This window comes from Kangiella shandongensis, assembly GCF_020005365.1.
GTDB classification, from domain to species: Bacteria; Pseudomonadota; Gammaproteobacteria; order Enterobacterales; family Kangiellaceae; genus Kangiella; species Kangiella shandongensis.
In genome coordinates this window covers 83215-106277 of record NZ_JACNML010000010.1, presented here as the reverse complement: position 1 = coordinate 106277, position 23063 = coordinate 83215, and the positions used below count along the sequence as shown (strand labels likewise).

Sequence of the window (23063 nt, the reverse complement as noted above, 5' to 3'; positions counted from 1 at the left end):
GGTGTGAAGCATGGCAAAAGATATGAATAACCAAGAAGGTTTAGTTGAAAAGTTAGTCAACGTAAACCGCGTTGCTAAAGTAGTTAAAGGTGGTCGTATTTTCGGTTTCACAGCTTTAACTGTTGTTGGCGACGGTAAGGGTAAAGTGGGCTTTGGACGTGGTAAATCGAAAGAGGTGCCTGTAGCAATTCAAAAGGCTATGGAGCAAGCTCGTCGTAACATGATCCAGGTTGAGTTAAAAGACGGCCACACTTTACAACATCCAATTAATGCCCGTCATGGCGCATCAAAAGTATACATGCAGCCAGCATCAGAAGGTACTGGTATCATTGCTGGTGGTGCGATGCGTGCTGTTTTTGAGGTGCTAGGTATCCAAAACGTCTTGGCTAAGAGTGTTGGTTCTACAAACCCAATCAACATCGTTCGTGCAACGATTAACGGTTTGAACCAAATGACTTCGCCAGAAGCTATGGCTGCCAAGCGTGGTAAATCAGTAGAAGAGATTTTGGACTAAGACGATGGCAAAGAAAATGATGAAAGTAACGCAGACGCGTTCTAGCATTAGCCGCTTAGAAGCTCACAAGGCTTGTTTGCGCGGTCTAGGTTTGCGTCGCATTGGTCATACTGTAGAAGTTGAGGATACTCCTGCAACTCGCGGTATGGTAAACAAAGTTTACTACATGGTTAGTGTTGAGGAGTAAGATCATGCGTTTAAATACATTGATGCCAGCTCCTGGTAGTAAAAAAGACCGCAAACGTGTAGGTCGTGGTATCGGTTCGACTGACGGTAAGACTGCTGGTCGCGGTCATAAAGGTCAGAAATCACGTTCTGGCGGTTTCAACAAGATTGGTTTCGAAGGTGGTCAGATGCCTTTGAAGCAGCGTTTACCTAAGTTCGGCTTTAAGTCGCGTAAAGCTTTGGCAACTGCTGAAGTTCGTCTAAACGAACTGACTAAAGTAGAAGGTGACGTTGTTGATATGCTGACTTTGAAAAAAGCAGGCATCATCGGTAACAGCATCGAGAACGCTAAAATTATCTTGTCTGGTGAAATTGAACGTCCAGTGACCGTTTCTGGTGGTGTTCGTGTGACTAAAGGTGCACAAAAAGCCATTGAAGCAGCTGGCGGTAAGGTTGAAGCATAATGGCATTATCACCACAGCAATTAGCAAAAAGCGGTGGTTTGAGTGAGCTCAAACAACGTCTGTTGTTTGTGCTCATTGCTATTGTAGTCTTCCGTCTAGGCTCTTTTGTACCTGTTCCAGGTGTAAACGCCGAGGCACTACAACAGATATTGAACTCAGATACGATTTTTTCTTTGTTCAATGTCTTCTCTGGCGGTGCGATGGAGCGTGCTTCAGTTCTAGCATTGGGTATCATGCCTTACATTTCGGCATCGATTATCATGCAGATCTTGAGTTATGTTGATCCTCGCTTGAAAGAGATCAAGAAGGAAGGTGAAAGTGGACGCCGTAAAATCAACCAATACACGCGTTATCTAACGGTCGGCCTGGCAACAGTTCAAGCGTTCGGTATGGCGACTCAGTTACCTAGCATGGTTCCTGGGTTGGTTGAGAATCCCGACTTTTCGTTCTATTTTGTTGCGATAGCTACATTGGTTACAGGTACTATGTTCCTGATGTGGTTAGGTGAACAAATAACGGAAAGAGGTATCGGTAACGGTATCTCTATTATTATCTTGGTGGGTATCGTTGCAGGTTTCCCACAGGCGATTCAACAAGTTTTCTCACAGGCCTATGACGGACAACGAGATATACTGGGTATCCTGGTATTCGGTGTGTTCGCACTTGCTGTGATCTACTTTATCGTGTGGTTTGAAACGGCTCAACGTCGTATCACGATCAACTATGCGAAACGCCAGCAAGGTAACAAAGTTTTTGCAGCTCAAAGTAGCTTCTTACCAATGAAGTTAAATATGGCCGGTGTAATCCCAGCTATCTTTGCTTCCAGTATCGTCCTGTTCCCAGGTACATTATTGTCTTGGTTTGGTAGTGCTGGAGAAGTCAATTGGTTAAGTACTTTGGCGCAGAACCTACAACCTGGTAATCCGGTGTACATGATGTTGTACGCTACGGGTATTATCTTCTTTGCTTTTTTCTATACAGCATTGACGCAAAACCCTCGCGATACGGCTGATAACCTGAAAAAGTCAGGCGCCTTTATTCCAGGTATTCGTCCTGGTCAACAAACGGCTAGTTATTTAGATAAGGTAACAACCAGACTGACGTTCTGGGGTGCCCTTTACATGACTTCGGTATGTTTGTTGCCAGAGTTTCTGATTTTGCTATTCGAATATCCGTTCTACTTCGGTGGTACGTCACTATTGATTATTGTAGTTGTTGCTATGGACTTCATGGCTCAAGTACAGGCGCACATGATGTCGCAGCAATATGACTCGGTATTGAAAAAAGCAAATCTTAAAAAGCATGGCCCATCGGGTCGTGTACGTCGCTAAGCATGTTGGAGTAACAAATGAAAGTTCGTGCTTCTGTTAAGAAAATGTGCCGTAACTGCAAAGTGATTCGTCGTCACGGCAGTGTTCGCGTTATCTGTGTTGACCCGCGCCATAAACAGCGTCAAGGTTAATACACATAATTGTTTGATTTTTAGGCGTGAGATGGCTAAAATAGCCGCCCTTTCACGCCTGCTTATTTAATTTAGGAGATATTGTTAAATGGCTCGTATAGCTGGTATTAACATTCCGGTACATAAGCATGCTGATGTCGCACTGACCGCTATCTATGGTATCGGTCGTCCTCGTGCACAGAAAATCTGTGCTGATGCAGGGGTTGAACCTACTGCAAAGATCAAAGATTTGAGCGAAGACCAAATTGAGAATCTACGTAACGAGGTGAGCAAATTTACTGTCGAAGGTGATTTGCGTCGCGAAATCAACATGAATATTAAACGTTTGATGGACTTGGGTTGTTTCCGAGGCATCCGTCATCGTCGTAACCTACCTTTGCGTGGGCAACGTACGAAGACAAATGCCCGTACCCGTAAAGGTCCTCGCAAACCGATTAAGAAATAGTTTGGTGGAATAATATGGCAAAAACACCTCGTACTGCTAAGAAAAAAGTTAAAAAGACCGTAGTTGATGGTATGGCGCATATTCACGCGTCGTTCAATAACACCATCATTACGATCACAGACCGTCAAGGTAATGCTCTTGCATGGGCAACATCTGGTGGTTCTGGCTTCCGTGGTTCACGTAAGTCTACTCCTTTCGCTGCACAGGTAGCTGCTGACCGCGCTGCTCAAACAGTAAAAGAAATGGGTATGAAGAATGTTGAAGTATTCGTTAAGGGTCCTGGACCAGGTCGTGAATCAGCGGTTCGCGCACTTAACGCTGCTGGCTTTAAAGTCACCAACATTACTGACGTGACACCGATTCCACACAATGGTTGTCGCCCGCCTAAAAAGCGTCGTGTGTAACAATAACGGGAGTTTAAAATGGCTAGATATCTAGGTCCTAAACTTAAATTGTCACGTCGTGAAGGTGTCGATCTTGGACACAAATCAGGCGTACGTGCAATTGAGACCAAATGTAAGATTGAAGTTGTTCCAGGTCAGCATGGCGCGCGTCGTAGCCGTCTTTCTGACTATGGTCTACAGCTTCGTGAAAAGCAAAAAGTTCGTCGTATCTACGGTGTTCTAGAGCGTCAATTCCGTAATTACTACAAAGAAGCTGATCGTATCAAAGGTGCGACTGGTTCAAACTTGTTGCAATTACTAGAGTCGCGTTTAGACAACGTAGTTTATCGTATGGGTTACGCTTCTACGCGTGGCGAAGCTCGTCAGCTGGTTAGCCACAAAGCAATTTTGGTTAACGGTGAAACGGTAAACATTCCTTCTTACTCAGTTAAAGCCGATGACGTGATTTCTGTACGTGAAAAGTCACAGAAGCAAGCACGTATTACTGCAGCTCTAGAGCTAGCAGCGCAACGCGATAAGCCTGAGTGGATTGAAGTCGATGCAAAGAAAATGGAAGGTACGTTCAAGCGTCTTCCTGAGCGTACTGAACTGGACGCTAGCATCAACGAAAACCTAATTGTAGAGCTTTACTCTAAGTAATTTTTAATCCTTGAGAGGGATAATATGTCAGCAACTGAATTTCTGACTCCGCGTCAAATTAAGGTCGAATCAGACGAGGGCACGAAGGCTCGCGTTATCTTGGAACCTTTTGAGCGTGGATTTGGACACACTTTGGGTAACTCACTGCGTCGCATCCTGTTGTCTTCAATGCCTGGTGCCGCAGTGACAGAAGTAGAAATCGACGGCGTGCTTCACGAATACTCAGCAATTGAGGGTGTTCAAGAAGACGTGATCGATATCCTTTTGAACTTAAAAGGGTTGGCAGTTCGTCTGGAAGATAAGGATGAGGTGACTCTGACTTTACAGAAAAAAGGCGAAGGCGTCGTGACTGCTGCTGACATTGAAGAAGTTTCTGGTGCAGAAGTAGTGAATAAAGATCACTACATTGCTACCTTGAACAAAGGTGGCGCTTTGACCATGCGCATCAAGATTAAGCTTGGTCGTGGTTATGAAGCATCAAACACTCGTAAGCAACCTGAAGGCGAAGATAAGCCGATTGGTGTCTTGCAAGTGGATTCTTCTTTCAGCCCAATGAAGAAAGTATCTTACACCGTAGAATCTGCGCGTGTAGAGCAGCGTACAAACTTGGATAAGCTGGTTCTTGATCTGGAAACAAACGGTACTATCGACCCTGAAGAAGCGATTCGTCGTAGCGCGACTATCCTTCAACAGCAGTTAGCTGCCTTTGTTGACTTGAAAGATGAAAAACAAGCTGAACCCGAGAAAGAAGAGCCAGAAATCGACCCGATCCTATTGCGTCCGGTTGATGATCTGGAGCTGACGGTACGTTCTGCTAATTGTTTGAAAACTGAGAATATCCATTATATTGGTGACTTGGTTCAGCGTACTGAAGTTGAGTTGCTTAAGACTCCAAACCTTGGTAAGAAATCTCTGACTGAAATCAAAGACGTTCTTGCTTCTCGTGGTTTGTCACTGGGTATGCGTTTAGAAAATTGGCCACCATCAAGCATCTTAGGCGAATAACCTAAAGCTTAAAGCCAATTAACCGTTTAGCTGGATACTTCTACTTAATTCTAAGTAACGAGTATCCAGCTTTTTAATCGAAGTAATTATTGTTTGATGATTATTTCAAAATTGTAGGGTGAAACCCTGCTTAGTAAGTGTTCGCAGTACTATAGCAGGCTGCGATTAAATAGAGTGAGGAACTCAATATGCGTCATCAAAAATCAGGTCGTAAATTAAACCGTAACAGCTCACACCGTAAGGCCATGTTCCGTAACATGACTGCGTCATTGATCGAGCACGAGCTTATCCGTACAACTTTGCCGAAAGCAAAGGAACTACGTCGCGTTGCTGAGCCGTTAATTACTTTAGCGAAAAAAGACACTGTTGCTAACCGTCGTGTAGCATTTGCACGTATCCGTGACAATGCTGCGGTTGCAAAACTATTCAGCGAGCTTGGTGAGCGCTACCAAGATCGTCCAGGTGGTTACCTGCGTATTCTAAAATGCGGCAACCGCCCAGGCGATAACGCGCCTATGGCGTACGTTGAATTGGTTGATCGTCCAGTCGTTGAAGAAGACGATTTTGAAGTTGAAGAAACTGAAGAGTAATTTAGTTTTTCACAGCCGATGAATAAAAAGCCAGCTTTTAGCTGGCTTTTTTATTGGTCATCGGATTTCTCAGCTGATTTTTTGACGAACAAGATAATAAAAAATGCAGCCATCGCAAGCATGAATAATATTCCAACAGCACTGAAAATACCGTATGGGCTTGAGAACAGCTCCTTTAAAAGCTCCATGAGGTGACTCCGGTTAATGACTCAGCCTCTAGCTTAATTAACTGCTGTTTTGAAAAGCTGATCCAGATCAAGGATGTTGTGAGTAGCCAGCATAGGACGGGTTAGCAGGGAACCGTAATACATCAGATTGTATGCAAAAAGTATTCTGAACATTTAATTTGTAAACTTTCGACTATTGAACAAAAATATCGACCTTACAGTAATATTAAAGACTCCTCTCTATAGTTATATTGCTTATAGACTCGTCAAAATAAGCGTCTCTCTAATAGGTTTCCGGTTGGTCACCTGTTTCGCCTTGGTTAAAGTGGATATTCTTCTCGAATTTATTCGGAGTATTGATTATTAAGGAATGTTTAAGGAATTTTGGCTGCTACCCTTTAAACTTGGATTATAAAAACAGCAACAATTGCCGCGCGTGCCAGATTGTCTTATAACTACACATTATGGAAAAGGTTGATTTAGGCGACCACAGTGCTTTTCATTGCTGTTTAAAACTTGTATTTCACCTTTAGTGGATTTTATGACATATAAAATATCCATGTCTACTTTCAGCCCAGTTAACATAGCCTCCCAGCAATGACTTTTCAATGAATCAAACCACTGCTTCTTTCTTTTTTTAAAGTGTATTTTTGTATAAGCTGTTCGATGCTCTGCTATATACTTTTGCGTAGCACTGAGTACATCATGCGGGGCAGAGTATTGCCTCTGATAAGGAGGGTTAAAGTAAGTAACTCCTAAAATTCCCAATAAGCCTAAAGGGAGGGCATACCTTAACTTAAAGGGTATCTTTCTGGAGGGTAAGCTTTTCTTCAGTAGCAGAGATAACACCAATGTTACTAACAACGAGAACAAAATAGCGGGAGGTTCTGAGAATGTACCAGCCCATTGCCCAAATGGAGCTGAAAAGACGTGTATACCTATGGCAACACAGGTAACTAGCAGATAAATAAGTATAAGTAGAGTTTGTTTCACAGGTAATCCTTTACATGTTTATATTATCTGGAGTTCCTTATATGCAGTATCTCGCCTTCAAAATGCTCCGGTTCAGTGGCGTACCAGTCAAGTAAGTCGCAATCTTCATACTTATCCAGACACTTTTCGGCCAATTCATAAAATGGATCGCGCCCGGGATCCGCTATAACGACTTCTTTGACACCTGACTGAAAGGCACGATTGATTAAGTTAAAATGAATTTTGGTTAACTGTTCCCAGAAACAGATATCGGCACCGATTAACAGGTCGTATTTGCCTAAGTTTTTTTTGGTTAATTTCTCAAAGCTGGCCTGTTCTGTTGCTACTTCAACTTCATTTAACGCTGCCTGGACCTCCAGGAATGGAAATACTTCATCGTCTCGATCAATGCCTGTGAGGTTGGCGGAGGCGTGTTGAGCACAGAAAATACTGGCTGGGCCCCAGCCGCAACCAAGTTCCATGATATTTTGCTGGTATTCCAGTGTTTCATTATGCAAAAAATAGTCCATCAATAAGAAACTGCTATTCCAGGTCTTATGGCCGTGGATCGATGGGGTATAGTGCTTTTTCAGTTTACGCACAAACCGGTGGTTATTTTGCAGTAGTAAGATACCGTAGGCTTGGAAAATATTTTTTTCAGGCAATTCTTGTAGTTCTGGCATAACGTTTCTACTGTTTTTAGTTTGGTCTAGTTTAGGACGTGTTGAGCAGTTTGTTAAGCTTCTCTTTGGCTTTCGCTATATGCTTATGGTTTATCGAAGCCGTCACTTTGGCTATGGCCAGCGCTAGAACACCCATGTCATCAGTCCAACCACCGGGTAGCAAATCGGGTATGCCGTCAAAGGGCATGATAAAGTAGCCAAGTGCACCTGCTATCACCATTTTTTCTTGCTTTGGGGTCGCTGGATCCTGAAAGCAATAATATAACGTCAGTAATTTCTCAATGGTTTCTTCACCCAGATTTCGGGCAAACGAACTTAACTTGCTCCAGAAACTGGAGTCATTGTAATAGCTTTTGGCCTGATCAATGGGTGGTTCGTTTTTGCTCATATCAATACCTTACAGCGTGTTGAAATATCATGGCAAGTTTTTCCATTATTAACTAGGGGTTGATATAGTAGTGTCAGTCGAGCAGTAGGAGAGTTTATGCAGCCTCATGGTCATACCCATGCGAACGATGATAAAAATCATGAACATCCTGTAGCCAGCCGCAAGCACATGTTGTGGGCGGTGATGTTAACCGGTGGCTTCATGCTTATTGAAGTCATTGGTGGTCTCATATCCGGTTCGTTAGCGTTATTGGCCGATGCCGGTCACATGCTGACGGATACGGCAGCATTGCTGTTAGCGTTTTATGCCATGACATTAAGTGCCAAACCGGCAGATCACAAAAGAACTTTTGGTTATGGTCGCCTGCAGGTATTAGCAGCCTATACCAATGGTATGTTCTTAATTCTGCTGACAGGATGGATTGTCTGGGAAAGTATCCAGCGCTTTTATGAACCGAATCCAATTAAAAGTGGCACCATGCTGACGGTTGCCATATTGGGGTTATTGGTCAATATTCTGGTCTTCAAGGTGTTGCATCGCTCCAGCGGTTCTAACATCAATGTCCGTAGCGCCTTATTACATGTCCTTGGAGACCTGCTGGGATCCGTTGGGGCAATCATTGCTGCGCTGATTATCTGGCAGTGGGGACTACTGTGGGTCGACCCGTTACTTTCTATATTCGTTTCCATGTTGATTTTGCGCAGTGCCTATTATGTGATCAAAGACTCATCCCATATTCTATTGGAGGGCAAGCCTCAGGAGCTCGACACTCAGGAAATTCGAGAGCAATTGATGGCTTTGGATGGGGTGTTGGATATCCACCATATGCACTTGTGGAGTATCAGCGAACAGGAGCCGTTAATGACGTTCCATGCATTGATTCATGACCAGTATGATGGCGACAGAATGATCGATGTGATGTTGAAACTTCTTCGTAAGGAGCACGGCCTGAACCATGCCACTATTCAGATCGAACGAAGCGCCTGTCTCGAAGATTCGGAGCTGGTTACCTGTAACGGTAAGATGAAGAAGTGATTATTTTTGTACTTCTGCTAAAAAGCGACGCTGATTATCAATTCCATCGAGTTTACGAGCGAGTTTGTGCTGCAGTTCCTGTAAACTTTTTGAGTGTGGCGCGGTCTCTTTAACCAGCCTTTCTGCTTGCGTGGTATACTTCGAAAGCACCTGAGACAGTTTTAGCAGTTGTTGATGTGAGAAAAATTGGCCCTGACGATAGAGTGAGCGCTTAATATGGTTAAATAACTGCTCTTCTTGCTGATGGTGTTCAAAGAAGTGATGGATGCCGTGTTTTTTTGTCCAATGGGCAACCGAGCGATCTTTATTATTCGAATACACAATGATCGTTGCTCGATCAGCCATCAAGGAGTGGAGCTTACGCATCATGGGGTAGCCAAGCGAATTATTCAGGGTGACGACCACAATCTGGATCGACGGTCGGGACAGCCGAAGAAAATTTAGAGCGGTTTTATATTCGTTAACATAGTCATACTTATAGCCAGCTTCCTCCAATTTCTTGGCGGTGTTTGCTAGGATATTGCTGTTATCGTCGACTAATAAGATCGTGCTCATAAATTAGCTGCCCGGTTTTTCCCTAATGGAACAAATCAATGTCTATTGCTATTTTGGCGGCATTTTAGCATTGATTTGAACATGATAAATTCATTTATACATAAAATCTTGTTAGAAAATGTGAAAGGATAGGTCTTTGCTTAAAAAAATGTTAATAATACTGACGTTCAGTAGCGTATTAAGTTCTTGTGCGACATATAAACCGAGTAATGTCAGTGATTTGTGTAATATTTTGTCCGATGAGGACTGGTACGAGTCAGCCCTGGAGTCACAAGAAGAGTGGGGAACTCCCATCCATGTTCAGCTGGCTGTTATGCATCAGGAATCAAAGTTTAATCGCACCATCCGTCCTGATATGGAATGGTTTCTCGGTTTTATTCCCGTCGGCCGCCCCTCGGATGCTTACGGCTACGCGCAGGCTTTAGAAAGTACCTGGGAGACCTATATCCGCTCTACGGGTAACTGGAATGCCAAACGCGATGAATTTGATGATGCGATAGATTTTATTGGTTGGTATACCTACAACACCCACAAAAAACTTGGGGTCTCGAAATGGGATGCCCGAGCCCAGTATCTGGCCTATCATGAAGGGTGGGGTGGTTATAAACGTGGGACTTACCGGAACAAAGGTTGGCTGTTGAAAGTGGCGAATAAAGTTAAGGCGCGCTCCTTAAATTACGCCCGTCAGTACAAACGCTGTCGGGTACAGCTGGATGATAATCTTCGTGGCTGGTTTTAGGCTATCACTCGAAGTTATAAGGACTAACCAAACTGCAAAATAAGCGATGATTTTGGGCGCAATTCCCTATGGGATCGGTTAAAATGACGGCAATTTTTTAATGAACATTAGGGGAATTGAGGTATGTTGGGTAACACCACGTCACTAAGAGATTTCGATCCTGAGTTAGTTGCTTCTATCGATGCAGAAGAGAAACGTCAGGAAGAGCACATTGAGCTTATCGCTTCCGAGAACTATACCAGTAAGCGTGTGATGGAAGCGCAGGGTTCGGTTCTCACCAATAAGTACGCCGAAGGGTATCCTGATAAGCGTTATTATGGCGGTTGTGAGTATGTTGACGTCGCTGAGAAGTTGGCGATCGAACGCGTTAAAGAACTGTTTGGCGCGGATTACGCGAACGTGCAGCCGCACTCAGGCTCGCAAGCGAACGCTGCGGTGTATATGGCGTTGATTAAGCCGGGCGATACCATTTTAGGTATGAGCCTGTCTGACGGTGGTCACTTAACCCACGGTTCCAAAGTAAGCTTCTCTGGTAAGATTTATAACTCTATTGAATATGGCGTCGATGAAAACGGTTATATTGATTATGCTGAAGTGGAACGTCTGGCGCTGGAGCATAAGCCAAAAATGGTTGTGGCTGGCTTCTCGGCATACTCTCGTGTGGTTGACTGGTCTAAGTTCCGTGAAATAGCCGATAAAGTTGGTGCTTACCTGTTTGTTGATATGGCGCACGTTGCAGGTTTAATTGCAGCGGGAGAATACCCAAATCCTATACCGCATGCCGATGTGGTTACTTCTACCACGCACAAAACCTTAGCTGGTCCGCGTGGTGGTATTATTCTGGCGAAATCAAATCCTGAGCTGGAGAAGAAACTGAACTCTGCTGTTTTCCCCGGCGGTCAGGGTGGCCCATTGATGCATGTTATCGCAGCTAAAGCTGTAGCCTTTAAAGAAGCATTGAGTGATGAATTCAAAGCCATGCAAAAGCAAGTCAAAGTCAATGCCCAGGCTATGACAAAAGTGTTCGTTGAACGCGGCGTAGATATTGTTTCCGGTGGTACCGACAACCACTTATTCCTGGTTGATCTTATTAGCAAGGATATTACCGGTAAAGATGCGGAAGAAGCGTTAGGTCGTGCCAATATTACTGTTAATAAGAATACGGTACCGAATGAACCTCGCTCGCCTTTCGTGACCAGTGGTTTGCGCCTTGGGACGCCAGCGGTGACGACGCGTGGCTTTAAAGAAGTGGAAGTTACGGAGCTTGCTGGCTGGATTTGTGATATTCTTGATGATATCAATAATGAGCAGGTGATTAGTGACGTTAAAGCCAAAGTTTTGGAGCTAACGAAGCGCTTCCCTGTTTATAAGTAATCAGAAAAGAAAGGATTAGCGGCTATGCATTGCCCATTTTGCGCTCACCCAGATACCAAAGTGATTGATTCCCGATTGGTCGCCGACGGCAGTCAGGTTAGACGGCGTCGTGAGTGTTTGTCCTGTGGTGAACGCTATACGACGTTCGAAAGTGCAGAGCTGGTGATGCCCAAGATCATTAAATCGGACGGCACGCGAGAGCCGTTCGATGAACTGAAGCTGCGCACGGGACTGGCTAAAGCCGTGGAAAAACGCCCGGTTAGCGTTGAAGATCTGGAAGCCGCTATTAATAAAATCCTATCCAACCTGCGAGCTTTAGGTGAACGAGAAGTTTCAGCTAAAGTGGTGGGTGAAGAAGTGATGAAAGCATTACGAGCATTAGATGATGTCGCTTATGTTCGTTTTGCTTCCGTCTATCGAAGTTTTCAGGATGTCCAAGCATTCCGTGAGGAAATCGATAAGTTACAGAGCGACAAATAATCCGCTCGATATTTATGAATTTTAATGCTGACGATTCGCGCTATATGGCGCGAGCTATTCAACTAGCCAGGCGAGGTTGGTTTACCACAAGGACCAACCCTCGCGTCGGCTGTCTTTTAGTGAAAGATCATACCGTGATTGGTCAGGGCTGGCATGAAAAGCCAGGGCTGCCGCACGCCGAAGTTAATGCCATTTTTGATGCTGAGCAACTCGGTCACGATACGACTGGCGCAACGGCTTACGTCACGCTGGAACCTTGCTCTCATCATGGTAAAACGCCGCCTTGTGCGGAAGGCCTGGTGAATGCCGGTGTGAGCAAAGTGATCTGTGGGATGACCGATCCAAATCCTCGGGTTTCTGGCCGCGGTATAACGATTTTGCAAGATGCGGGTATCGAAGTGGCGAGCGGGCTGATGGAACAGGAAGTCAAGGCGCTTAACCCAGGCTTTATTAAACGCATGACATCTGCTCTGCCGCGAGTCGTAGCGAAAACCGCTGTCAGCCTGGATGGACGAACCGCTATGGCCAGTGGGGAAAGCCAGTGGATTACCGGGCCACAAGCTCGGCAGCAGGTGCAACAACTAAGAGCCGCTGCTGGCGCTATCATTACGGGTGCTGGTACTGTGGTTGCCGATAATCCATCGTTGAATGTGCGCGATAAAACCTTTTTACAGGATCATTATTTTGAGCAGCCGCTGCGGGTGGTGATCGATTCGCAGCAGCAAGTTGCGACAAGCGCTCAAATTTTTGCGAATGAGGGCGAGTGCTGGCTGGTTGGTATCCAAAGCAATCAGAGCCAATACCCAAGCAACGTACGACAGAAAACTATTGCGGCAAAGGCAGGGCGCGTTGATTTAGAGGCTCTGCTACAGGCGTTAGCAGATGACGGAGTTAATGATGTTTTGCTTGAAGCCGGCGGTGAACTATTAGGGGCATTCCTGCAGCACAATCTGGTGGATGAGTTAGTGGTCTTCATGGCACCAAAATTATTAGGCAGCCATGCTAAGCCATTGGCTCAATTGCCGTTCGAGGCGATGAGCCAGGCGATTAATTTTGAACTTAAGGATGTTCGGCAAGTTGGTCAGGATTTGAAATTAACTTACAACCGAGTGGACTAAACTGTGTTTACTGGAATTATTGAGGCGACTGGTTATATCGAGTCGATCGAAGCGAAGGGCGGCGATGCTCGCTATGTTTTTAATACGGGAAAATTGGAGTTGGGCGACGTTGAGTTAGGCGACAGTATTGCTTGCAATGGCGTGTGCTTAACCGTGATCGAAAAATTTGAGCAAGGCTTTGCTGCGGATGTGTCGGTTGAAACCATCGACGTCACCTGTTTTAAAAATTATCAGCCACAACAGCCGGTAAATTTTGAAAAAGCCATGTTACCGACGACTCGTTTCGGTGGGCATATGGTCAGTGGACATGTTGATGCGATTGGTGAAGTGGTGTCTATCGAAGAAGCGGCGCGCTCCATCCAATACAAAATTAAAGCACCGCAAGAGGTGTTAAAATACATCGCCATCAAAGGCTCGATTACCGTTGATGGTACCAGTTTAACGGTGAATGACCTTGAAAAAGATCAGTTCAGCCTTAACTTAGTTCCACATACGTTGCAGGAAACGGTTGCCGACAGCTACCGGGCTGGAACCCAGGTAAATTTAGAGATCGATCTTATCGCGCGCTACCTTGAGCGCTTAATGCACGCAGATAAAGCCGAATAGGCCGAACGTTATGAAATTAAATAGTATTGAAGAAATCATCGAAGACATCCGTCAGGGTAAAATGGTTATTTTGATGGACGATGAAGACCGTGAAAATGAAGGCGACTTGATCATGGCGGCGAGCCAGGTTCGCCCTGAAGATATTAACTTTATGGCACGTTATGGTCGTGGTTTGATTTGCTTGCCAATGACACGCGAACGTTGTGAGCAGATCAATCTACCGCTGATGTCAGCCAATAATGGCGCGAAATTCAGTACCAATTTTACCGTATCCATCGAGGCGGCGACTGGGGTTACGACGGGTATTTCGGCAGCAGATCGAGCGCGTACGGTACAGGCCGCCGTGGCACCAGACGCCAAGCCGGAAGATATTGTGCAGCCGGGACATATTTTCCCGATTATGGCGCAAGAGGGCGGGGTGTTAAACCGTGCCGGGCATACCGAAGCGAGCTGCGATTTAGCGCGATTGGCGGGCTTTGATCCTTCGGCGGTGATTGTCGAGATTTTGAATGAAGACGGAACCATGGCACGTCGCCCAGACCTTGAAGTCTTTGCGCAGGAGCACGGCCTTAAGATGGGCACCATTGCGGACCTCATAGAATACCGCACGGAAAAAGAGCAGATGGTTCAAAAGATCAGTGAGTGCCACTGGCCTACGGAACACGGTGATTTCCGTTTGCATACCTTTAAAGATACCATCGACGAGCAAATTCATTTTGCCCTGGTGAAGGGCAACCCGACAAACGATGTGTCGACGTTAGTGCGTGTTCACTTAACGGATAGCCTTTCTGACTTACTGGAGTCGCAGCGCGGTAAAAGCAAAAGCTGGACTGTCAGTCAATCGATTGAAAAAATCGCCGAAGAAGGTGAAGGCGTTTTAGTCTTGTTGGGTAAGAAAGAATCTGGCGATGAAATGCTGGATCGTATTCGTCAGTTTGAGCGTGAAGACCATGGTGAATCGCTCACTCAGGAACAACAACGTAAGAAGAAGCGTACTGTGGGTATCGGTTCGCAGATTCTGGTCAACCTGGGCGTGCGAAAAATGCGTTTGTTAAGCTCCGGTACTCAATATACGGCACTGGGTGGTTACGGCCTCGAAATCGTCGAGCACATTACGCCGAATAAGTAATCCGTTGTTATCCATAAAAAATCCCGCCGCGGCGGGATTTTTTGTAGCTAAGTTATTTTTTTATGTCGCGGTCGTAACTCAGTCGCTTGGCAGCGTCCAGAGTCAGCATTTGCATAAAGGCCTTAGTTTCAGAGTCTGAGCCTGTTGGCGTACTGCCACCGCTACCGCCGAATACATTGGTTGGAACCTGGCGTTTTGCGAAGGCATCGGCCCAAAGTTTCTGGATTTCAATTTCAGCCTCGAGCTTTTGTGCCAGAGCATTATCTGCTTTTAAGATAACTTCTTTCTGGTAAGCTTCGGCATCTGCCAGGGTGCGGCGAGTCTCGGCTTCGATGCGCGCTTTTTCCAGGTTGATCTCGGCGGTTTGTTTCTGGATTTCAGCTTGCTCTTTTAATTTCTGCGCTTCGGTTAAGGCCAGCTGCTTTTCAGTTTCCGCATCGGTAGTCTTTTGGATCTGACTAACTTTGGCCTGAGCTTGACGCTCCGCCACTTCACGCTCACCTCGAGCAATAGCCAGAAGGCGTTGCTCTTCTTCCTGAATACGTTGTTCGCGCGCTATAGCACGATCGGCAGATGCTTTCTGTTTCAATTGCATGCGTTCAACAAAGCGAGTATTCGGACGCATATCCGTGACACGGGCATCAACCACCTGGACACCAAAGCCTGTGAATTTCTGTTCTTTGCGCATTGGTAAGCCATTTTCATCTAGACGCTTTTCAACCACGAATGAGATTTTGACTTCGTCACCATATTGCTGCTGATCTTTACCAAGGGTTACATTGGCAGAACCCCTCTGACTTTTTTTAATCAGCTCACGCTTTTCTTCGCGGCGAACGATATAAATTCCCAGTCCCATCTGGTTTTCAAATTCCGTATTAAACTCGGTGCGGCCTCCAGAGTAATAATTTTCAGCACTCATTAAAGACGCTGTTGCCTGTAGCGTTTCCTTAAAGGCTGGAATCAGAGCGGTACGCAAAAAGTTTTCCGGAGTACGGTATTCATGCGCCAGTTTCAGAAAGCCGGCCTGATCCGTTGGGATCGAGAAACGAACGGTGGCCTGCGCATTGGCATCTACCTGATCCAGGAACACGATGTTCATCGGTGCAAGGCTGGCACTACCACCTTGAGATGATTCGTTTTCGGCACTGACGTTATTCTCATGACCGCCTTTTACCGCCTGTACTGTCATGGCACGCTTCCAAGAGTTCCAACGACCAAACAGGAAAAACTGGTAGCCCACATCGCTGACCGCATATTCGCTGCCAGTAATGGTGCGGACATGATAGACATAGCCAGGTTCCGCGTAAAATATGGAGTTACGTAAGACAACATAAAGTGCCACGGCGACGATGGCCCCGATAAACAGCTTGCTGTTTTTGAATAAAGAGGATAAGGAAAATTAGGTTTTGGTAGTTTCATGGTAGTTCCCTACGTTATTTTTCTAATAAAAATTTTTTATTTATGTCCCTCAGGCCTTAAAAAAGACGAGAACAGGCCGTAATATAAAGGATTATTTGAGATAATCATACTCAAAGTAGCACTTTCATATTACAATACGCCATATTTCCAGTAGTTAGCAGCTTTATGAGTGACTTTACATTAGATTTTTCAAAGACTAAGTATCAGGGCGGCAAGATTGCTATTGTCCATGCGCGATTCAACCAGCCGATTATTGATATGATGATCGAGGGCGTCGAGCAGAAGTTTGCCGAGCTGGAGGTTCCTGCTGAAAAAATCACGCGCTTTGATGTTGCCGGAGCCTATGAATTACCGTATGCCACACAACAGGTGGCCATCAACGGTGAATACGATGCGGTGATAGCGATCGGTGTGGTTATTCGTGGCGATACGCCGCACTTTGATTACGTCTGCGCCGAATCGAGCCGAGGATTGATGGATGTCTCTATCAAGCATAACTTGCCGGTAATTTTTGGCATTTTAACGGTGAATTCTGAAGAGCAGGCGGAAGAGCGTGCCAACCCGAGGAAAATGAACAAGGGTGGTGAAGCTGCAGCGACGGCAATTGAAATGATTAACTTAACCCGTAAATTGATTGGCTAACTGAGAATAAGAGCGTTTATTATGGAACACAACTTTAAACCCGCAGCACGTCGAAAAGCACGCGAATATGCGATGCAGGCGATTTATCAGTGGCAAATGACGGGTAATGCTTTAAATGAAATTGAAGCACAATATATGGCAACCATGAACAGCAAGAAGGTGGACACGGTTTACTTTCAAGAGTTATTTCACGGTGTGTTAACTGACCTGGATGAAATCGATGAAGTTTTGTCGCCTGCGGTCGATCGTGAGATGGAAGACATTGACCCGGTAGAACGTGCGATCATTCGTTTGTCAGCGTTTGAGCTAAAAAACAGAATTGATATTCCACGCCGCGTGGTGATTAACGAAGGTATTGAACTGGCCAAAACGTTCGGTGCGACCGATGGTCATAAGTTTATTAACGGTGTCCTGGACAAGATCAGCAAAGCACTGCGTCCGCACGAATAATTACCGTTATTATGGCCGAGTTTGATCTGATAGAGCGTTACTTTAATTTTCATTACGACTTTAGCTCAAGTTCGGCTAACAACAGTAACAGGCCGGTAGTAGTCAAAGGAATTGGCGATGACTGTGCTATTTTCGATATTCCGAATAACTATCAGTTAGTCACCTCAACCGATACGCTGGTTGATGGTGTTCATTTCTTTTCCGAGTTGCAGCCCGAGCTTATCGCCTACAAAGCTTTAGCAGCCAATGTCAGTGATTTAGTGGCGATGGGAGCCAAGCCTTTAGCCTTCACCTTATCGATCACCCTGCCAGAGGTTAGTGAGGACTGGCTAGCAGGTTTTAGTCAGGGGCTGAAAGAGGCAAGTAAGTTATTCAAGATTCCATTAGTCGGCGGCGATACTACGCAGGGACCGCTGACCATTAATATCACGGCTTCCGGTACGGTAAAGAATGGACGCCTGCTGCAACGCAATAAGGCACAGGTCGGCGATGATATCTGGGTCACTGGTTATCTTGGTGAAGCGGCAGCGGCGCTGCAACTGGCTGATAAAGCTTTACCGGGTAAGCAAGAGCTTACTGATGCAGAGCAAATGCTATGGCAGGCCCTGACCACGCCGCAGTTACCGCTTAAGTTCGCGCGTAAGTTAACCAAGTTTGCACAATGTGGCTTGGATATTTCCGATGGCCTGATGGCCGATCTGGGGCATATCTTGCAGCAGAGCCAATGTGGAGCAGTTGTCGATGCAGAGTTTTTACCCGTGTCTGCAGCATTGGTCGAAGTAGTGGGGCTTGAGCAAGCTCGTCAGTTTGCCCTGAATGGTGGTGATGATTATCAGCTCTGTTTCACCACTAACAATCAGTACCGTAATAAAGTGTTAAATCTGGCTGAGCGCTATGATGTGAACGCCACTCGAATTGGGCGAATAACTAAAGAAGGGCTCACTGTTGAATTCGACGGAGCGCCGTTCGAAGCAACCCGCACCAGTTGGCAACATTTCAATTAATAACCAATAACGCTATGACGCAACCGACTCAATCATCACTTAAAAAGTCAGTACTGACTAATCCACTGCACTTTCTGTCATTTGGTTTTGGTTCAGGATTGATGCCGAAAGCCCCTGGAACCTGGGGAACCCTTGTCGCGATTCCAGTCTGGTATGGACTGTCCTTTTTACCATTACCTTACTACCTGCTCGCTACTCTTGTACTCTCCGTCGTCGGTATCGGCCTGTGCCACTACAGCGCCAAAAAACTCGGCGTCCACGATCACCCCGGCATCGTCTGGGACGAAATCTGCGGCTACCTCGTCACCATGATTGCCATCCCAGTTTCATGGCCATGGGCGTTAGCAGGATTTATCCTCTTCCGCTTCTTCGACATCCTAAAACCCTGGCCGATTAAATGGCTAGACAGAAAAGTTCATGGCGGTTTTGGCATAATGGTGGATGATTTATTGGCGGGTGGGTTTGCTTTACTATTGTTACAGATTGGTAGAGTATATTTGTAGGGTGCGTTGAAACGCACCGAAATTATGTAACAGTAGGGGGAGGGAATGAATAAAGTAAAAATTGAGGTATGCTCTTTAGGGATATTGCCTAGAGATTTTGACAAAAAATCATTACAAAGAGCTAAGTCCAATATCTTTGAGGTAACTTCAGCTCTCCATTCTTATGATTTAAGGGTGGATTCAGATCTCGAAATGTGGGCTTACAGTGATGGATTACTTGCAAGTCAAACTCCAAAAAAGGAAGACGTTGATATATTGGTGATATTGACTGCCGTTCCTCTTCAAGAGAATTATTACACACGAAGATTAGATAATAATGTTGTTATATTTACGTTTTTTGAGATAAGCAGGTATCTTAAGTTCGAAGATATTCCTTTAGAGAATGTAGTCAAAAGACTTTTATATTCATACTCATTGGTTTATTTGCGTAACCAAAATAGAATCCCAACATCAGATCAAATAACTAACTTCACTCATGACGATACACGTGGTTGTATTTTCGATATGAATGGTGTTAAAGAGGATATTGTTTATTCTTGCCATTTACCAATTATTTGTGATGAATGCTGTGAGCGTATGCGCAAGGAAAGAGTATCCTCTGAAACACTGACAATTGCAAAATCTGAATTAAGAAAGATTACGAAAGAACGCTTTTATGTTATAGCTGACTGGATAAAAAGATATCCGATACTTTCAATTCTTATATCTTCTGCTTGGGCTTTGCTTTTAGGAGTTTTGGGTTCGATAATAGTTGGTCTTTTTTATGGTGAGTAGAAAGTAAATGTAGGTTCGGCTGAAGAATGAAGCCCAACATATTTGTTTTTGTGTTGGGGCTCGTAGGCTCATCCCAACCTACGGCAAGATTCCAAATTACCTAAAGGTGTTTCCTTTGGTCACAGCTAAATAGGATGGGCTAGCGAAGCGTAACCCATCAAAGAACCAAGAGGGAACGGTGCGTCATGACGCACCCTACGAAGGAAGCAAAAAATTATAAACTTTTTACAATATCTTCTGCGGTTAAGTTTATTCTTTTTAGCAAATCTTTGGTGTCGCCGTGTTCAACAAAGCGGTCGGGTAGGCCGAGGTTTTTGACTTTGATGCTGAGGCCGTTGTTGAGGATAAATTCGTTGATGGCTGAGCCGGCGCCGCCCATAACGGCGTTTTCTTCGATGGTGATAAATTGGTCGTGGGTTGCGGCCAGTTCTTTGATTAATGCTTCGTCGAGTGGTTTAACGAAGCGCATATCGGCGACGGTGGCGTTGATTTGTTCGGCGGCTTCGAGGGCGGTTTTTACCATGGAGCCGAAGGCTAAAATCGCAACTTTTTCACCTTTTCTTTTAATTTCACCCTTACCGATTTCAAATGGGGTAAAGGTTTTTTCGGCTTCGACGCCGGTTCCCATGCCACGCGGATAACGCACGGCGACAGGCCCTTCGTATAAATAACCCGTGTATAAACATTGGCGACATTCGTTTTCGTCGCTCGGCGCCATCACTACCATATTCGGAATGCAGCGCAGGTAGCTTAAATCGAAGGCACCATTATGGGTTGCGCCATCGCCGCCGACTAACCCGCCACGATCAATCGCAAATAATACGTCTAAGTTTTGCAGCGCCACATCGTGGATCAGCTGATCGTAACCGCGCTGTAAAAAGGTCGAGTAAATCGCGCAGACCGGCTTTAAACCTTCGCAGGCTAAACCTGCTGAGACAGTAACGGCGTGTTGTTCGGCGATGCCGACGTCGTAATAACGATCTGGGAATTCTTTGGAAAAGCGAATCAGGTCTGACCCTTCGCGCATGGCAGGGGTGATACCAACCACACGTTCGTCTTTTTTGGCAATGTCGCACAAGAACTCACCGAAAATATTGGAATAGGTTTTCGGTTTTACACCTTTGGGTAACTCGCTGGTTTTTGGATCGAAAATCGGAACGCCGTGATAAGCGATCGGATCGTTTTCGGCCGGTTCATAACCTTTACCTTTACGCGTGACCACGTGCAGGAACTGCGGACCTTTAAGCTCTTTAATGTTGTTTAAGGTATTGAGCAAGGTTGGTAAGTCATGTCCATCAATCGGGCCATTGTAGTTAAAGCCGAGTTCTTCGAATAAAGTACCCGGTAACACCATGCCTTTCATGTGCTCTTCGGCGCGGCTGACAAACTCGGATAGAGGCTTGATACCGTGCAATGCTTTTTTACCGGTTTCGCGTACACGCTGGTAAAAACGGCCCGCCAACAGTTTCGCCAGATAACGGTTCATACCGCCGACATTTTCTGAAATCGACATTTCATTGTCGTTCAGAATAACCAGTAGATTGGCATCGGTATCTGCGGCGTGGTTCATGGCTTCAAAAGCCATGCCGCCGGTGAGCGCGCCATCACCAATAACGGCAACACACTGGCGGTCTTCACCACGCTGTTTTGCCGCTAACGCCATCCCGAGGGCTGCGCTGATCGACGTACTGGAATGACCCACGGCAAAGGTATCGTATTCTGATTCGGTACGAACAGGGAAGGGATGTAAACCATCGGTTTGGCGGATAGTATGCAGCTGTTCCCGGCGCCCGGTTAATACTTTGTGTGGATAAGCCTGGTGACCAACATCCCAAACGATGCGGTCATCCGGAGTGTTGAACATATAGTGTAGGGCAACGGTTAATTCGACCGTACCCAGACCGGCGGCGAAGTGGCCCCCACACTGACTGATCGTGTTAATCAGGTATTGACGTAGCTCATCAGCCACATCGCCCAGCTGGCCTTTATCAAGCTCTCTCAGGTCGATTGGCGAGTTGATTTGCGTCAATAGTGGATAAAGATCAGTGCTCATAGGTCTAAAACAGTCTCAAAATTAATATATTGGCTACGCGTTTCGATGGACAATAAATTGAGCCAAATTGGCTAATAACTGCGTATTGTAGGGTAACTTCGCCAAGGCTTGTAGCGCTAATTGTAATAAATCGTCGAGTTTTTGCCGCGAGCCTTCGATTCCCAGCAGAGCTGGATAGGTGTTTTTGTCTTTTTCGAGGTCTGAACCTTGTGGCTTGCCCAGGGTTTGTGTGTCGGATTCAATGTCCAGGATGTCATCTTTGACCTGAAAAGCAAGGCCGATAGCGTCGGCATAGCTTTCTAATGCTTGCCGCTCATCTGGCTTTAATGGACCGGCGCATAAGGCGCCAAGTAAGACACTGGCTTTTATTAAAGCCCCGGTTTTCATGCGGTGCATGTTTTCCAGCGTATCCAGATCAATCATCTTCTGTGTTGACTCGAGATCGATGGCCTGTCCGCCGCCCATTCCCAGCGAGCCGCTGGCTCTGGCCAGCACCTGAATCATTTCCAGCTGCTGGGGTGTTGCGCGATGACTGAATTCTGCGCCAGATAGCTCTTCGAAGGCCTGGGTATGCAGTGCATCACCCGCCAGTATTGCTGTCGCTTCGTTGAACTGGATATGACAGGTGGGTTTACCACGACGCAAATCATCATCATCCATTGCCGGCAGATCGTCGTGGACCAGTGAATAACAGTGGATGAGCTCAACAGCCATGGCCGGATAACTCAGATCAACGTCATCCGCTCCCAGCGCCTGGCCAGTTGCGAAGACCAAAATCGGGCGAATGCGTTTGCCACCGTTTAGTGCACCATAGCGCATGGCCTGATGTAAGGTATGAGGTGATGAGTCGGCGGCAGGCAAGCGTTGCTGTAATAGCTCAGAGACTTGGCCCTGCCACTGCTGCAAGTGCTGTTCGATGGTCATGAATGGTGTAGTTAGTTGTCTTCGGGGGCTGTAAAATTCTGCTCTTGGTTTTCCATCAGGATAGTCACTTTCTGTTCGGCTTCGGATAGAAGCTGCTGGCATTGACGTGACAGTTTAACCCCTTTTTCGAATACCTTCAGAGATTCTTCCAGCGGCAATTCGCCAGTTTCCAGTTGAGCAACAATGGATTCCAGTTCTTCTAGCTGTGTTTCGAAATTTGTGGTGGAAGATTTCTTCGCTGGCATAGAGTGTCGTTGGAGCTGCATTTAGGAGGCTATTGTCCTATATTGTGGCGCAAAAGGAAAGAGACCCGGTAATACTGACAGAAGACAACTATGGAGCTAACGGCAATTGTTGCTA

At 45.8% G+C, this 23063-nt stretch carries 31 protein-coding genes; 22 read left to right on the top strand and 9 right to left on the bottom strand.

Annotation, left to right across the window (positions count from 1 at the left end; translation table 11 throughout):
• The first annotated feature begins 10 nt into the window (after positions 1 to 10).
• The 10 genes from rpsE (at position 11) to rplQ (ending at position 5688) form a co-directional block, all read left to right on the top strand.
• Complete coding sequence (rpsE, locus tag H7708_RS11565) at positions 11 to 514, top strand: 30S ribosomal protein S5 (protein ID WP_223670948.1); 504 nt, start codon at positions 11 to 13, stop codon at positions 512 to 514.
• 4 nt (positions 515 to 518) lie between these two features.
• Positions 519 to 701: a 50S ribosomal protein L30 gene (gene rpmD, locus H7708_RS11560; protein ID WP_223578746.1), complete on the top strand. Its 183-nt coding sequence runs from the start codon at positions 519 to 521 to the stop codon at positions 699 to 701.
• Between the two features lie 4 nt (positions 702 to 705).
• The gene (rplO, locus tag H7708_RS11555) at positions 706 to 1143 is read left to right on the top strand and encodes a 50S ribosomal protein L15 (RefSeq protein WP_223670947.1); all 438 of its coding nucleotides are present in this window, start codon (positions 706 to 708) and stop codon (positions 1141 to 1143) included.
• Positions 1143 to 2474 carry a preprotein translocase subunit SecY gene (gene secY / locus H7708_RS11550; RefSeq protein WP_223670944.1) on the top strand — a complete coding sequence of 444 codons (1332 nt, stop codon included), beginning with the start codon at positions 1143 to 1145 and terminating at the stop codon, positions 2472 to 2474. The genes rplO and secY overlap by 1 nt, the downstream gene beginning before the upstream one ends.
• 17 nt (positions 2475 to 2491) lie before the next feature.
• Positions 2492 to 2605: a 50S ribosomal protein L36 gene (gene rpmJ / locus H7708_RS11545; RefSeq protein ID WP_046561862.1), complete on the top strand. Its 114-nt coding sequence runs from the start codon at positions 2492 to 2494 to the stop codon at positions 2603 to 2605.
• An 88-nt stretch (positions 2606 to 2693) separates the two neighbouring features.
• Complete coding sequence (rpsM, locus tag H7708_RS11540; protein WP_068993272.1) at positions 2694 to 3050, top strand: 30S ribosomal protein S13; 357 nt, start codon at positions 2694 to 2696, stop codon at positions 3048 to 3050.
• Positions 3051 to 3064: 14 nt separating this feature from the next.
• Complete coding sequence (rpsK, locus tag H7708_RS11535; RefSeq protein ID WP_223670943.1) at positions 3065 to 3454, top strand: 30S ribosomal protein S11; 390 nt, start codon at positions 3065 to 3067, stop codon at positions 3452 to 3454.
• A gap of 18 nt (positions 3455 to 3472) precedes the next feature.
• A complete protein-coding gene (gene rpsD / locus H7708_RS11530; RefSeq protein ID WP_223670942.1) occupies positions 3473 to 4093 on the top strand; it encodes a 30S ribosomal protein S4 in 621 nt (206 codons plus the stop codon).
• 24 nt (positions 4094 to 4117) lie between these two features.
• The gene (locus H7708_RS11525) at positions 4118 to 5098 is read left to right on the top strand and encodes a DNA-directed RNA polymerase subunit alpha (RefSeq protein ID WP_223670940.1); all 981 of its coding nucleotides are present in this window, start codon (positions 4118 to 4120) and stop codon (positions 5096 to 5098) included.
• Between the two features lie 188 nt (positions 5099 to 5286).
• Positions 5287 to 5688, top strand: coding sequence for a 50S ribosomal protein L17 (gene rplQ, locus H7708_RS11520; RefSeq protein WP_223670939.1), 402 nt, complete (start codon positions 5287 to 5289; stop codon positions 5686 to 5688).
• 50 nt (positions 5689 to 5738) lie between these two features.
• Here the strand turns inward: rplQ and H7708_RS13525 are convergent, their stop codons facing one another.
• The 4 genes from H7708_RS13525 to H7708_RS11500 form a co-directional block, all read right to left on the bottom strand.
• Positions 5739 to 5876 carry a DUF3149 domain-containing protein gene (locus H7708_RS13525; protein WP_223670938.1) on the bottom strand — a complete coding sequence of 46 codons (138 nt, stop codon included), beginning with the start codon at positions 5874 to 5876 and terminating at the stop codon, positions 5739 to 5741.
• 441 nt (positions 5877 to 6317) lie between these two features.
• Positions 6318 to 6848 carry a hypothetical protein gene (locus H7708_RS11510; protein WP_223670937.1) on the bottom strand — a complete coding sequence of 177 codons (531 nt, stop codon included), beginning with the start codon at positions 6846 to 6848 and terminating at the stop codon, positions 6318 to 6320.
• 23 nt (positions 6849 to 6871) lie between these two features.
• Positions 6872 to 7510, bottom strand: coding sequence for a class I SAM-dependent methyltransferase (locus H7708_RS11505; RefSeq protein WP_223670936.1), 639 nt, complete (start codon positions 7508 to 7510; stop codon positions 6872 to 6874).
• 31 nt (positions 7511 to 7541) lie between these two features.
• On the bottom strand, positions 7542 to 7898 hold the full coding sequence (locus H7708_RS11500; protein WP_223670935.1) for a YkvA family protein: 357 nt from the start codon (positions 7896 to 7898) through the stop codon (positions 7542 to 7544).
• Positions 7899 to 7994: 96 nt separating this feature from the next.
• On the opposite strand from H7708_RS11500, the gene H7708_RS11495 reads away from it, so the two are divergent.
• Positions 7995 to 8933 (top strand): cation diffusion facilitator family transporter, encoded by a 939-nt coding sequence (locus tag H7708_RS11495; RefSeq protein ID WP_223670933.1) that lies wholly within the window; start codon positions 7995 to 7997, stop codon positions 8931 to 8933.
• On the opposite strand, the gene H7708_RS11490 is transcribed toward H7708_RS11495, so the two are convergent.
• Positions 8934 to 9488 (bottom strand): response regulator, encoded by a 555-nt coding sequence (locus H7708_RS11490; RefSeq protein ID WP_223670932.1) that lies wholly within the window; start codon positions 9486 to 9488, stop codon positions 8934 to 8936. It lies immediately after the preceding gene.
• 148 nt (positions 9489 to 9636) lie between these two features.
• On the opposite strand from H7708_RS11490, the gene H7708_RS11485 reads away from it, so the two are divergent.
• The 6 genes from H7708_RS11485 to ribBA all read left to right on the top strand — a co-directional run bounded on the left by H7708_RS11485 (position 9637) and on the right by ribBA (position 14934).
• Positions 9637 to 10227, top strand: coding sequence for a transglycosylase SLT domain-containing protein (locus H7708_RS11485; RefSeq protein WP_407929742.1), 591 nt, complete (start codon positions 9637 to 9639; stop codon positions 10225 to 10227).
• A 123-nt stretch (positions 10228 to 10350) separates the two neighbouring features.
• Positions 10351 to 11601, top strand: coding sequence for a serine hydroxymethyltransferase (gene glyA, locus H7708_RS11480; protein WP_223670929.1), 1251 nt, complete (start codon positions 10351 to 10353; stop codon positions 11599 to 11601).
• Between the two features lie 24 nt (positions 11602 to 11625).
• Positions 11626 to 12081, top strand: coding sequence for a transcriptional regulator NrdR (nrdR, locus tag H7708_RS11475; RefSeq protein WP_223670927.1), 456 nt, complete (start codon positions 11626 to 11628; stop codon positions 12079 to 12081).
• Between the two features lie 14 nt (positions 12082 to 12095).
• On the top strand, positions 12096 to 13199 hold the full coding sequence (gene ribD / locus H7708_RS11470; protein WP_223670926.1) for a bifunctional diaminohydroxyphosphoribosylaminopyrimidine deaminase/5-amino-6-(5-phosphoribosylamino)uracil reductase RibD: 1104 nt from the start codon (positions 12096 to 12098) through the stop codon (positions 13197 to 13199).
• A 3-nt stretch (positions 13200 to 13202) separates the two neighbouring features.
• On the top strand, positions 13203 to 13805 hold the full coding sequence (locus tag H7708_RS11465; protein WP_223670924.1) for a riboflavin synthase: 603 nt from the start codon (positions 13203 to 13205) through the stop codon (positions 13803 to 13805).
• A 10-nt stretch (positions 13806 to 13815) separates the two neighbouring features.
• The gene (ribBA, locus tag H7708_RS11460; protein ID WP_223670923.1) at positions 13816 to 14934 is read left to right on the top strand and encodes a bifunctional 3,4-dihydroxy-2-butanone-4-phosphate synthase/GTP cyclohydrolase II; all 1119 of its coding nucleotides are present in this window, start codon (positions 13816 to 13818) and stop codon (positions 14932 to 14934) included.
• Positions 14935 to 14986: 52 nt separating this feature from the next.
• Here ribBA and H7708_RS11455 read toward each other — a convergent pair whose 3' ends face one another.
• On the bottom strand, positions 14987 to 16276 hold the full coding sequence (locus H7708_RS11455) for an SPFH domain-containing protein (protein WP_223670922.1): 1290 nt from the start codon (positions 16274 to 16276) through the stop codon (positions 14987 to 14989).
• Between the two features lie 242 nt (positions 16277 to 16518).
• Here H7708_RS11455 and ribH point away from each other — a divergent pair, with 242 nt between their 5' ends.
• Genes ribH through H7708_RS11430 form a run of 5 tightly spaced genes read left to right on the top strand, consistent with a single transcriptional unit; the run spans position 16519 to position 19726 of the window.
• Entirely contained in the window at positions 16519 to 16995 is a 477-nt protein-coding gene (ribH, locus tag H7708_RS11450; RefSeq protein ID WP_223670921.1) for a 6,7-dimethyl-8-ribityllumazine synthase, read from the top strand.
• A 21-nt stretch (positions 16996 to 17016) separates the two neighbouring features.
• Positions 17017 to 17445, top strand: a complete 429-nt coding sequence (gene nusB / locus H7708_RS11445) for a transcription antitermination factor NusB (protein ID WP_223670920.1) — start codon at positions 17017 to 17019, stop codon at positions 17443 to 17445.
• Between the two features lie 11 nt (positions 17446 to 17456).
• Positions 17457 to 18449, top strand: coding sequence for a thiamine-phosphate kinase (gene thiL / locus H7708_RS11440; protein WP_223670919.1), 993 nt, complete (start codon positions 17457 to 17459; stop codon positions 18447 to 18449).
• Positions 18450 to 18463: 14 nt separating this feature from the next.
• Positions 18464 to 18952 (top strand): phosphatidylglycerophosphatase A family protein, encoded by a 489-nt coding sequence (locus H7708_RS11435; RefSeq protein ID WP_223670969.1) that lies wholly within the window; start codon positions 18464 to 18466, stop codon positions 18950 to 18952.
• Between the two features lie 45 nt (positions 18953 to 18997).
• Positions 18998 to 19726 (top strand): hypothetical protein, encoded by a 729-nt coding sequence (locus H7708_RS11430; protein ID WP_223670918.1) that lies wholly within the window; start codon positions 18998 to 19000, stop codon positions 19724 to 19726.
• A gap of 214 nt (positions 19727 to 19940) precedes the next feature.
• Here H7708_RS11430 and dxs read toward each other — a convergent pair whose 3' ends face one another.
• From dxs to H7708_RS11415, 3 genes are read right to left on the bottom strand one after another with little or no spacing between them, the layout of a single operon-like run.
• The gene (dxs, locus tag H7708_RS11425; protein ID WP_223670917.1) at positions 19941 to 21779 is read right to left on the bottom strand and encodes a 1-deoxy-D-xylulose-5-phosphate synthase; all 1839 of its coding nucleotides are present in this window, start codon (positions 21777 to 21779) and stop codon (positions 19941 to 19943) included.
• A 33-nt stretch (positions 21780 to 21812) separates the two neighbouring features.
• A complete protein-coding gene (gene ispA, locus H7708_RS11420; protein ID WP_223670916.1) occupies positions 21813 to 22703 on the bottom strand; it encodes a (2E,6E)-farnesyl diphosphate synthase in 891 nt (296 codons plus the stop codon).
• Between the two features lie 11 nt (positions 22704 to 22714).
• Entirely contained in the window at positions 22715 to 22948 is a 234-nt protein-coding gene (locus H7708_RS11415; protein ID WP_223670915.1) for an exodeoxyribonuclease VII small subunit, read from the bottom strand.
• Between the last annotated feature and the right edge of the window lie 115 nt (positions 22949 to 23063).

Bases quoted from the DNA above. Each gene is read 5' to 3' on its own strand.
- rpsK (WP_223670943.1), top strand. From the start codon at position 3,065: ATGGCAAAAACACCTCGTACTGCTAAGAAAAAAGTTAAAAAGACCGTA.
- rpmD (WP_223578746.1), top strand. From the start codon at position 519: ATGGCAAAGAAAATGATGAAAGTAACGCAGACGCGTTCTAGCATTAGC.
- H7708_RS11430 (WP_223670918.1), top strand. From the start codon at position 18,998: ATGAATAAAGTAAAAATTGAGGTATGCTCTTTAGGGATATTGCCTAGA.
- rpmJ (WP_046561862.1), top strand. From the start codon at position 2,492: ATGAAAGTTCGTGCTTCTGTTAAGAAAATGTGCCGTAACTGCAAAGTG.
- H7708_RS11490 (WP_223670932.1), bottom strand. From the start codon at position 9,488: ATGAGCACGATCTTATTAGTCGACGATAACAGCAATATCCTAGCAAAC.
- rpsE (WP_223670948.1), top strand. From the start codon at position 11: ATGGCAAAAGATATGAATAACCAAGAAGGTTTAGTTGAAAAGTTAGTC.
- ispA (WP_223670916.1), bottom strand. From the start codon at position 22,703: ATGACCATCGAACAGCACTTGCAGCAGTGGCAGGGCCAAGTCTCTGAG.
- H7708_RS11525 (WP_223670940.1), top strand. From the start codon at position 4,118: ATGTCAGCAACTGAATTTCTGACTCCGCGTCAAATTAAGGTCGAATCA.
- ribD (WP_223670926.1), top strand. From the start codon at position 12,096: ATGAATTTTAATGCTGACGATTCGCGCTATATGGCGCGAGCTATTCAA.
- ribBA (WP_223670923.1), top strand. From the start codon at position 13,816: ATGAAATTAAATAGTATTGAAGAAATCATCGAAGACATCCGTCAGGGT.
- H7708_RS11495 (WP_223670933.1), top strand. From the start codon at position 7,995: ATGCAGCCTCATGGTCATACCCATGCGAACGATGATAAAAATCATGAA.
- H7708_RS13525 (WP_223670938.1), bottom strand. From the start codon at position 5,876: ATGGAGCTTTTAAAGGAGCTGTTCTCAAGCCCATACGGTATTTTCAGT.
- H7708_RS11485 (WP_407929742.1), top strand. From the start codon at position 9,637: ATGTTAATAATACTGACGTTCAGTAGCGTATTAAGTTCTTGTGCGACA.
- rpsD (WP_223670942.1), top strand. From the start codon at position 3,473: ATGGCTAGATATCTAGGTCCTAAACTTAAATTGTCACGTCGTGAAGGT.
- ribH (WP_223670921.1), top strand. From the start codon at position 16,519: ATGAGTGACTTTACATTAGATTTTTCAAAGACTAAGTATCAGGGCGGC.
- dxs (WP_223670917.1), bottom strand. From the start codon at position 21,779: ATGAGCACTGATCTTTATCCACTATTGACGCAAATCAACTCGCCAATC.
- secY (WP_223670944.1), top strand. From the start codon at position 1,143: ATGGCATTATCACCACAGCAATTAGCAAAAAGCGGTGGTTTGAGTGAG.
- rpsM (WP_068993272.1), top strand. From the start codon at position 2,694: ATGGCTCGTATAGCTGGTATTAACATTCCGGTACATAAGCATGCTGAT.
- rplQ (WP_223670939.1), top strand. From the start codon at position 5,287: ATGCGTCATCAAAAATCAGGTCGTAAATTAAACCGTAACAGCTCACAC.
- H7708_RS11505 (WP_223670936.1), bottom strand. From the start codon at position 7,510: ATGCCAGAACTACAAGAATTGCCTGAAAAAAATATTTTCCAAGCCTAC.
- H7708_RS11415 (WP_223670915.1), bottom strand. From the start codon at position 22,948: ATGCCAGCGAAGAAATCTTCCACCACAAATTTCGAAACACAGCTAGAA.
- rplO (WP_223670947.1), top strand. From the start codon at position 706: ATGCGTTTAAATACATTGATGCCAGCTCCTGGTAGTAAAAAAGACCGC.
- glyA (WP_223670929.1), top strand. From the start codon at position 10,351: ATGTTGGGTAACACCACGTCACTAAGAGATTTCGATCCTGAGTTAGTT.
- thiL (WP_223670919.1), top strand. From the start codon at position 17,457: ATGGCCGAGTTTGATCTGATAGAGCGTTACTTTAATTTTCATTACGAC.
- H7708_RS11500 (WP_223670935.1), bottom strand. From the start codon at position 7,898: ATGAGCAAAAACGAACCACCCATTGATCAGGCCAAAAGCTATTACAAT.
- H7708_RS11435 (WP_223670969.1), top strand. From the start codon at position 18,464: ATGACGCAACCGACTCAATCATCACTTAAAAAGTCAGTACTGACTAAT.
- nrdR (WP_223670927.1), top strand. From the start codon at position 11,626: ATGCATTGCCCATTTTGCGCTCACCCAGATACCAAAGTGATTGATTCC.
- nusB (WP_223670920.1), top strand. From the start codon at position 17,017: ATGGAACACAACTTTAAACCCGCAGCACGTCGAAAAGCACGCGAATAT.